Annotated in this window: 4 protein-coding genes; 2 read left to right on the top strand and 2 right to left on the bottom strand. The window is 72.1% G+C overall.

Annotated features, from left to right (window positions below; all coding sequences use genetic code 11):
- Together ACFSHS_RS15645 and ACFSHS_RS15650 are read left to right on the top strand one after the other, a co-directional pair.
- On the top strand, positions 1 to 1,442 hold a 1,442-nt coding region (locus tag ACFSHS_RS15645; RefSeq protein ID WP_376877983.1), incomplete at its 5' end, for an AIR synthase-related protein.
- On the top strand, positions 1,442 to 1,825 hold the full coding sequence (locus ACFSHS_RS15650) for a sterol carrier family protein (RefSeq protein WP_376877986.1): 384 nt from the start codon (positions 1,442 to 1,444) through the stop codon (positions 1,823 to 1,825). The genes ACFSHS_RS15645 and ACFSHS_RS15650, both read left to right, overlap by 1 nt.
- Positions 1,826 to 1,953: 128 nt before the next feature.
- Here the strand turns inward: ACFSHS_RS15650 and ACFSHS_RS15655 are convergent, their stop codons facing one another.
- Together ACFSHS_RS15655 and ACFSHS_RS15660 are read right to left on the bottom strand one after the other, a co-directional pair.
- Entirely contained in the window at positions 1,954 to 2,097 is a 144-nt protein-coding gene (locus ACFSHS_RS15655; RefSeq protein ID WP_376877989.1) for an MFS transporter small subunit, read from the bottom strand.
- The gene (locus ACFSHS_RS15660; RefSeq protein ID WP_376877992.1) at positions 2,094 to 3,518 is read right to left on the bottom strand and encodes an OFA family MFS transporter; all 1,425 of its coding nucleotides are present in this window, start codon (positions 3,516 to 3,518) and stop codon (positions 2,094 to 2,096) included. The genes ACFSHS_RS15655 and ACFSHS_RS15660 overlap by 4 nt, the downstream gene beginning before the upstream one ends.
- Between the last annotated feature and the right edge of the window lie 311 nt (positions 3,519 to 3,829).

Here is a 3,829-nt window from a genome sequence, read left to right on the forward strand (position 1 = left end):
CGTCGGAGCTGGCCAGCGCCGGCACCGGCGGCATGCACATCGACCTCGACACCGTCCCGCTGCGCGACTCGACGCTCACTCCCGCCGAGATCCTGATGAGCGAGTCGCAGGAACGCATGTGCGCGATCGTCGAACCGGGCAAGGTCGAGGAGTTCCTCGCCGTCTGCCGCAAGTGGGACGTCCTCGCCACCGTCATCGGCGAGGTCACCGACGGGGACCGGCTGACGGTCGACTGGCACGGCGAGCGGATCGTCGACGTCCCGCCGCGCACCGTCGCCCACGAGGGCCCGGTGTACGAGCGGCCGATGGCCCGTCCCGCCGACCTCGACGCCCTCCAGGGCGACGACCCGGCGCGGCTGCCCCGCCCGGTCACCGGCGCCGAGCTCCAGGCGCACTGGCTGGCCGTGATCAGCAGCCCCGACGGCGCCGACAAGACCTGGGTCACCGAGCAGTACGACCGCTACGTCCGCGGCAACACCGTCCTGGCGCAGCCCGACGACGCCGGCGTCGTGCGCATCGACGAGGAGACCCACCGGGGCATCGCGCTCTCCCTCGACGGCAACGCCCGCTACGCCCGGCTGGACCCCTACACCGGCGCGCAGCTCAACCTGGCCGAGGCCTACCGCAACGTCGCCGTGTCCGGCGCCAGGCCGCTGGCCGTCACCAACTGCCTGAACTTCGGCTCGCCCGAGGAGCCCGAGGTCATGTGGCAGTTCGCCGAGGCCGTCCGGGGTCTGGCCGACGCCTGCGCCGAGCTCGGCCTCCCCGTCACCGGCGGCAACGTCAGCCTCTACAACCAGACCGGCGACGTGGCGATCAACCCCACGCCGGTCATCGGTGTGCTAGGCGTGCACGACGACGTCCGGCGCCGCGTGTCCTCGGGCTGGCGGACGGCGGGGGAGTCGGTGCTGCTGCTCGGGGAGACCAAGCCGGAGTTCGGCGGATCGGCCTGGGCCTCGGTCGTGCACGGCCACCTCGGCGGCCGTCCCCCGGCCGTCGACCTCGAGGCCGAGCGGAAGCTGGGCGAGCTGCTCGGTGCCCTGGGCCGCGAGGGGCTGATCACCTCCGCGCACGACCTCGCCGACGGCGGGCTGGCGCAGACCCTCGCCGAGTCCGCGCTGCGTCACGGCGTCGGCGCCCGGCTCCGGCTCGGGGGCGACCCGTTCACCGCGCTGTTCAGCGAGTCCACCGCCCGCGTCGTCGTCACCACGAGGGACCCCGGTGGCGTGAGGACCACGGTGCAGTGGACGGGCGTCCCGGTCACCGAGCTGGGGACGACGGCCGGCAGTGGTCCGAACGCAGCGCTGGTCGTCGAAGGCCTCCTGGAGCTGCCGCTGGCGGAGCTGCGCGCGGCGTGGACGGCCACGCTGCCGGCACTGTTCGGGGGACCCGAGCACAGCACCCCGCTCACCGTCCCGGCGGGCACGGTTCCCACGTCCTGATGCCGGCCCCCATCCCGGCGGACGAGCTGCGGGCGGCGGTCGGCCCCGTGCTGCCGTGGCTGGCGGGGGAGGCGGAGCAGCCGCCCCGGTCGGTGCTGGGCGCCGCGGTGAAGACGACCGCCCGCTGGCTGGCGCAGCAGGTGCCGGGCCGTTCGGTGGAGCTGCGGGTGCCGCCGCACGTCGCCGTCCAGTGCGTGCCCGGTCCCCGGCACACCCGGGGGACGCCGCCCAACGTCGTCGAGACCGATCCTGCGACCTGGCTGCGGCTCGCGACGGGCGAGCTGACGTGGCGGGACGCGGTCGCGGCCGGCCGGGTAAGCGCCAGCGGCAACCGCGCCGACCTCTCCCCGCACCTGCCCCTCGCACCCCTCCGAGGCCGCTGACCCCGCTTTCTGTACCGGAAGCTCCGGAGCACGCCTCCGCTTTCGGTACAGAAAGCTGCGAACGGCACTGCGCCCCGTCCGCTGGGGGAGCGGACGGGGCGCAGGGGGGTGGTGGGTGCTGCTGCGGTTCAGCCGGTGAAGAGCGCGGCCGCCCGGGTGACGGTCTGGTACAGGCCGTACGCCAGCGGCACGCCGACCAGCGTCCAGGCGAACGCGATCAGAGCGACCGGGGTGTGGGTGTGCCGCTGGTCGTGCGAGGTGGACGAGCTCATCGGACGGCGCTCCGTTCGGGTGTGTGGTGCTCGTGGGTGAAGTCCTCGACGGCTTCCTTCGACTCGTGCCACTTGCTCGCCACCGGCCGCACCAGGAGGTTGGCCACGAAGCCGACGGCCAGGAGGCCGATCATGATGAACAGGGCGGGCCGGTAGTCACCCGCGACGAGCTGGCCGGGGGTGCCGCGCGAGTCGAGGACGCCGTTGACGATGAGCGGCCCCACGACGCCAGCTGCCGCCCAGGCGGTCAGCAGCCGGCCGTGGATGGCGCCGACCTGGAAGGTGCCGAACAGGTCGCGCAGGTACGCCGGGATGGTCGCGAAACCGCCGCCGTAGAAGCTGATGATCACGGCTGCGGTCAGGACGAAGATCCAGGTGGCCGTCGTGCCGAGGGTGGCGAGGACGAAGTACAGGACCATGCCGAGCCCCAGGTAGACCATGTAGATCCGCTTGCGACCGATGTAGTCGGACGTCGAGGACCACACGATCCGGCCGGCCATGTTGAACAGCGACAGCAGCCCGACGAAGCCCGCGGCCGCGGCAGTGGCGACCAGCGAGGTCTCACCGCGGCGGAAGAAGTCCTGGATCATCGGCTGGGCCTGCTCGAGGATGCCGATGCCGGCCGTGACGTTGCAGAACAGGACGGTCCACAGCAGCCAGAACTGCGGTGTCTTGATCGCATTGCGCGCGGACACGTTCTCCGTGGTGACCAGCGACTTCTTCTTGACCGTCGCTGGGTCGAAGCCCTCCGGCCTCCAGTCCGCGGCCGGGACGCGGATGATCGCGGCGCCGAAGCTCATGAAGACGGCGTAGGCCGCGGCCAGGGTGAGGAAGAGCAGCCCGACCGCCTCACCGCTCGGCACGGAGGTGGTGTCGGCCGGGTTGTACGACGGGTCGTAGAAGCTCATGAGCTGCCGGGACAGCGGCGCGGCGACGAGCGCCCCGCCACCGAAGCCCATGATGGCCAGACCGGTGGCCAGGCCCGGCCGGTCCGGGAACCACTTGATCAGGGTGGAGACGGGCGAGATGTAGCCGATGCCCAGGCCGATGCCGCCGAGGAAGCCGTAGCCCAGATACACCAGCCACAGCTGCTCGGTGAAGATGCCGAGGGAGCCGACGAGGAATCCGGACACCCAGAACACCATGGAGGTGGCCATCGCGGCCCGGGGGCCGTTGCGGTCCACCCAGGTACCGAAGAGCGCGGCCGACAGTCCGAGCATCACGATCGCGATCGAGAAGATGATCCCGATCGGGGTGTTGCCCGTGTCGAAGTGCTCCACCAGGGCGTTCTTGTACACGCTGGTGGCGTAGGCCTGGCCGATGCACAGATGGACGGCCAGGGCCGCCGGCGGGATCAGCCAGCGGTTGAACCCCGGCCGGGCGACGATGCGCTCTCGGGCCAGGAAGCTGGGTACTGCCACGGAACAACCTCCGAGTCGGGAGGGGCGCGTCCGGTCGGGCGCAACCCGGTCGCCCGCTGTGAGCAGCGTCGCGAACGGTCGGACGTTACGACGCCGCCCGCGTACCCGCGCGTTCAACACCCGACCGAGACATCGGCGTGACCACTGGGTCCGCGCCGCGGACGTGCCCGGCCGGCGTCGGGGACCACCCCTAGTCTCGCCCCATGGCCTACGAGGTGAGGGGCGTCGTCGCGCTCAGCAAGGGTGCGCCGGTGAGCGTCGAGACGGTCGTGGTGCCCGATCCGGGTCCGGGTGAGGCGGTGGTCGACGTG

This window comes from Blastococcus deserti (assembly GCF_042682525.1).
Classification (GTDB): Bacteria; Actinomycetota; Actinomycetes; order Mycobacteriales; family Geodermatophilaceae; genus Blastococcus_B; species Blastococcus_B deserti.

Bases quoted from the DNA above. Each gene is read 5' to 3' on its own strand.
- ACFSHS_RS15655 (WP_376877989.1), bottom strand. From the start codon at position 2,097: ATGAGCTCGTCCACCTCGCACGACCAGCGGCACACCCACACCCCGGTC.
- ACFSHS_RS15650 (WP_376877986.1), top strand. From the start codon at position 1,442: ATGCCGGCCCCCATCCCGGCGGACGAGCTGCGGGCGGCGGTCGGCCCC.